The 4,197-nt window shown below is 54.6% G+C and carries 2 tRNA genes and 3 rRNA genes; all 5 read left to right on the forward strand.

Annotated elements, in window-relative coordinates:
* A 16S ribosomal RNA gene (locus OUZ49_RS20855) occupies positions 1-533 on the forward strand; the annotation flags it as partial.
* Positions 534-666: 133 nt separating this feature from the next.
* A tRNA-Ile gene (locus tag OUZ49_RS20860) sits at positions 667-743 on the forward strand.
* An 11-nt stretch (positions 744-754) separates the two neighbouring features.
* Positions 755-830, forward strand: a tRNA-Ala gene (locus OUZ49_RS20865).
* Between the two features lie 236 nt (positions 831-1,066).
* Positions 1,067-3,945: ribosomal RNA gene (locus tag OUZ49_RS20870) — 23S ribosomal RNA — on the forward strand.
* Between the two features lie 128 nt (positions 3,946-4,073).
* A 5S ribosomal RNA gene (gene rrf, locus OUZ49_RS20875) occupies positions 4,074-4,188 on the forward strand.
* Positions 4,189-4,197 lie beyond the last annotated feature (9 nt).

The following is a 4,197-nucleotide window of genomic DNA, read 5'->3' on the forward strand; positions in this document are numbered from 1 at the left end:
AGAGATGCGGGAGTGCCTTCGGGAATCAGAACACAGGTGCTGCATGGCTGTCGTCAGCTCGTGTCGTGAGATGTTGGGTTAAGTCCCGCAACGAGCGCAACCCTTGTCCTTAGTTGCCAGCACGTAATGGTGGGAACTCTAAGGAGACTGCCGGTGACAAACCGGAGGAAGGTGGGGATGACGTCAAGTCATCATGGCCCTTACGGCCAGGGCTACACACGTACTACAATGGTCGGTACAGAGGGTTGCAATACCGCGAGGTGGAGCCAATCCCAGAAAGCCGATCCCAGTCCGGATCGAAGTCTGCAACTCGACTTCGTGAAGTCGGAATCGCTAGTAATCGCGGATCAGCTATGCCGCGGTGAATACGTTCCCGGGCCTTGTACACACCGCCCGTCACACCATGGGAGTGAGTTGCTCCAGAAGCCGTTAGTCTAACCGCAAGGGGGACGACGACCACGGAGTGGTTCATGACTGGGGTGAAGTCGTAACAAGGTAGCCGTATCGGAAGGTGCGGCTGGATCACCTCCTTTCGAGAAAGGCAGCTTTCGCTGCTGCAAGACGTCCACACAAGACACCTGCTTTATTTCACGCGATATGGTTTCAACAACCACGCTACGACGGTGACGTCGTCAGGCGATTTTTTGTTGATACTGAAATGTTCCCGGGTCTGTAGCTCAGGTGGTTAGAGCGCACCCCTGATAAGGGTGAGGCCGGTGGTTCGAGTCCTCCCAGACCCACCACCAAATCACTTGGGGCCATAGCTCAGCTGGGAGAGCACCTGCTTTGCAAGCAGGGGGTCGTCAGTTCGATCCTGACTGGCTCCACCATTTGGTGACACGACGTGAAATGAAGGCAGCGCACACATAAAGATTTAGAAACGAGGCGGCATTGTGGCCGTTCTTGTGTTCTTTGAAAAACTGTAAACGAGTGACAAGCGTCTTGGTTCGAAACCGAATCGAGATGTGTCGAAGAGGCAATTAAGCGAATGCGTTGTTTGGCATGGATGGGCATCACCCTCGTAAGGTGGTGTGTTATCCGGCCCCGAGGCGACTTGGGGTTATATGGTCAAGCGACCAAGCGTATACGGTGGATGCCTTGGCAGTCAGAGGCGATGAAGGACGTGGCAGCCTGCGAAAAGTGTCGGGGAGCTGGCAACAAGCTTTGATCCGGCAATGTCCGAATGGGGAAACCCACTCCGCAAGGAGTACTGCATGGTGAATACATAGCCATGCAGAGCGAACCCGGGGAACTGAAATATCTAAGTACCCGGAGGAAAAGAAATCAACCGAGATTCCGTCAGTAGCGACGAGCGAACGCGGACTAGCCCAAAAGTCGTTAGTGTTTTAGCCGAACGGTTTGGAAAGGCCGGCCATAGCGGGTGATAGCCCCGTAGGCGAAAGGGCATTAGCGATGAAATTGAGTAAGGCGGGGCACGAGAAACCCTGTCTGAACATGGGGGGACCATCCTCCAAGGCTAAATACTCCTGACTGACCGATAGCGAACAAGTACCGTGAGGGAAAGGCGAAAAGAACCCCGGAGAGGGGAGTGAAATAGACCCTGAAACCGTATACGTACAAGCAGTGGAAGCCCGCAAGGGTGACTGCGTACCTTTTGTATAATGGGTCAGCGACTTACTGTCAGTGGCAAGCTTAACCGTATAGGGGAGGCGAAGGGAAACCGAGTCTGAATAGGGCGCATAGTCTCTGGCAGTAGACCCGAAACCGAGTGATCTATCCATGGCCAGGTTGAAGGTGCGGTAACACGCACTGGAGGACCGAACCCACATCTGTTGCAATAGATGGGGATGAGCTGTGGATAGGAGTGAAAGGCTAAACAAACTCGGAGATAGCTGGTTCTCCTCGAAAGCTATTTAGGTAGCGCCTCGTATGAATCTTCCTGGGGGTAGAGCACTGTTATGGCTAGCGGGCCATCGCGGCTTAGTAAACCATGGCAAACTCCGAATACCAGGACAGAATGTACGGGAGACACACGGCGGGTGCTAACGTCCGTCGTGAAAAGGGAAACAACCCAGACCCGCAGCTAAGGTCCCCAAGTTATCGCTAAGTGGAAAACGATGTGGAAAGGCATAGACAGCCAGGAGGTTGGCTTAGAAGCAGCCACCCTTTAAAGAAAGCGTAATAGCTCACTGGTCGAGTCGGTCTGCGCGGAAGATTTAACGGGGCTAAGCGATACACCGAAGCTCGGGGTGCACACTTTGTGTGCGCGGTAGAGGAGCGTTCCGTAAGCCTGTGAAGGTGAGTTGAGAAGCTTGCTGGAGGTATCGGAAGTGCGAATGCTGACATGAGTAACGATAATGGGGGTGAAAAGCCCCCACGCCGAAAGCCCAAGGTTTCCTCGCGCAACGTTCATCGGCGCAGGGTGAGTCGGCCCCTAAGGCGAGGCAGAAATGCGTAGTCGATGGGAAGCTGGTTAATATTCCAGCACTTGTCTGTAGTGCGATGTGGGGACGGAGAAGGTTAGGTCTACCGGGCGTTGGTTGTCCCGGGGAAAGGCGGTAGGCATGAAGCGTAGGCAAATCCGCGCTTCTTTATGCCGAGCACCGAGACGAGCCCTTTTGGGCGAAGTGACTGATACCACGCTTCCAGGAAAAGCCACTAAGCTTCAGCTACAGAGAAACCGTACCGTAAACCGACACTGGTAGGCAGGGTGAGAATCCCAAGGCGCTTGAGAGAACTCGGGTGAAGGAACTAGGCAAAATGGCACCGTAACTTCGGGAGAAGGTGCGCCCTTTTTGGTGGCTACATGCGTAGCTGAGCTGAGAAGGGTCGCAGTAACCTGGCCGCTGCGACTGTTTATCAAAAACACAGCACTCTGCAAACACGAAAGTGGACGTATAGGGTGTGACGCCTGCCCGGTGCTGGAAGGTTAATTGATGGGGTCAGCCGCAAGGCGAAGCTCTTGATCGAAGCCCCAGTAAACGGCGGCCGTAACTATAACGGTCCTAAGGTAGCGAAATTCCTTGTCGGGTAAGTTCCGACCTGCACGAATGGCGTAACGACAGCGGCGCTGTCTCCACCCGAGACTCAGTGAAATTGAAATCGCTGTGAAGATGCAGCGTTCCCGCGGCAAGACGGAAAGACCCCGTGAACCTTTACTACAGCTTCACACTGAACGTTGAGTTCTTCTGTGTAGGATAGGTGGGAGGCTATGAAACCGAGACGCTAGTTTCGGTGGAGCCATCCTTGAAATACCACCCTGAAGTGCTTGACGTTCTAACCTAGGTCCGTAATCCGGATCAGGGACCGTGTGTGGTGGGTAGTTTGACTGGGGCGGTCTCCTCCCAAAGAGTAACGGAGGAGCACGAAGGTACGCTCAGCGCGGTCGGACATCGCGCACTGTGTGCAAAGGCATAAGCGTGCTTGACTGCGAGATCGACGGATCAAGCAGGTACGAAAGTAGGTCTTAGTGATCCGGTGGTTCTGTATGGAAGGGCCATCGCTCAACGGATAAAAGGTACTCCGGGGATAACAGGCTGATACCGCCCAAGAGTTCATATCGACGGCGGTGTTTGGCACCTCGATGTCGGCTCATCACATCCTGGGGCTGTAGCCGGTCCCAAGGGTATGGCTGTTCGCCATTTAAAGTGGTACGCGAGCTGGGTTCAGAACGTCGTGAGACAGTTCGGTCCCTATCTGTCGTGGGCGTTGGAGATTTGAGGGGGGCTGCTCCTAGTACGAGAGGACCGGAGTGGACGTTCCGCTGGTGTTCGGGTTGTCATGCCCATGGCATTGCCCGGTAGCTACGAACGGAAGTGATAACCGCTGAAAGCATCTAAGCGGGAAGCACGCCCCAAGATGAGATCTCCCGAGACTTCGAGTCTCCTTAAGGCACCATCAAGACTAGGTGGTTGATAGGCGCGGTGTGGAAGTGCAGCAATGCATTGAGCTTACGCGTACTAATGAGCCGTGCGGCTTGACCATATAACCCCAAGACGCTTCGCTAGAGTTAATTCCTCGCGATACATCTGATCCGAATTTCACCAGACGCTTGTCACTCGTTTACACCTTACGCCGGACTGGCGCTTACCCAGCGCTGTCCGCACCTTTTCCCTGGCGGCTATAGCGCTGTGGTCCCACCCGATCCCATCCCGAACTCGGAAGTGAAACGCAGCTGCGCCGATGGTAGTGTGGCATTGCCCATGCAAGAGTAGGTCACCGCCAGGGGCTTCATCC

This window comes from Dyella halodurans (genome assembly GCF_026283925.1).
GTDB lineage: Bacteria > Pseudomonadota > Gammaproteobacteria > Xanthomonadales > Rhodanobacteraceae > Dyella > Dyella halodurans.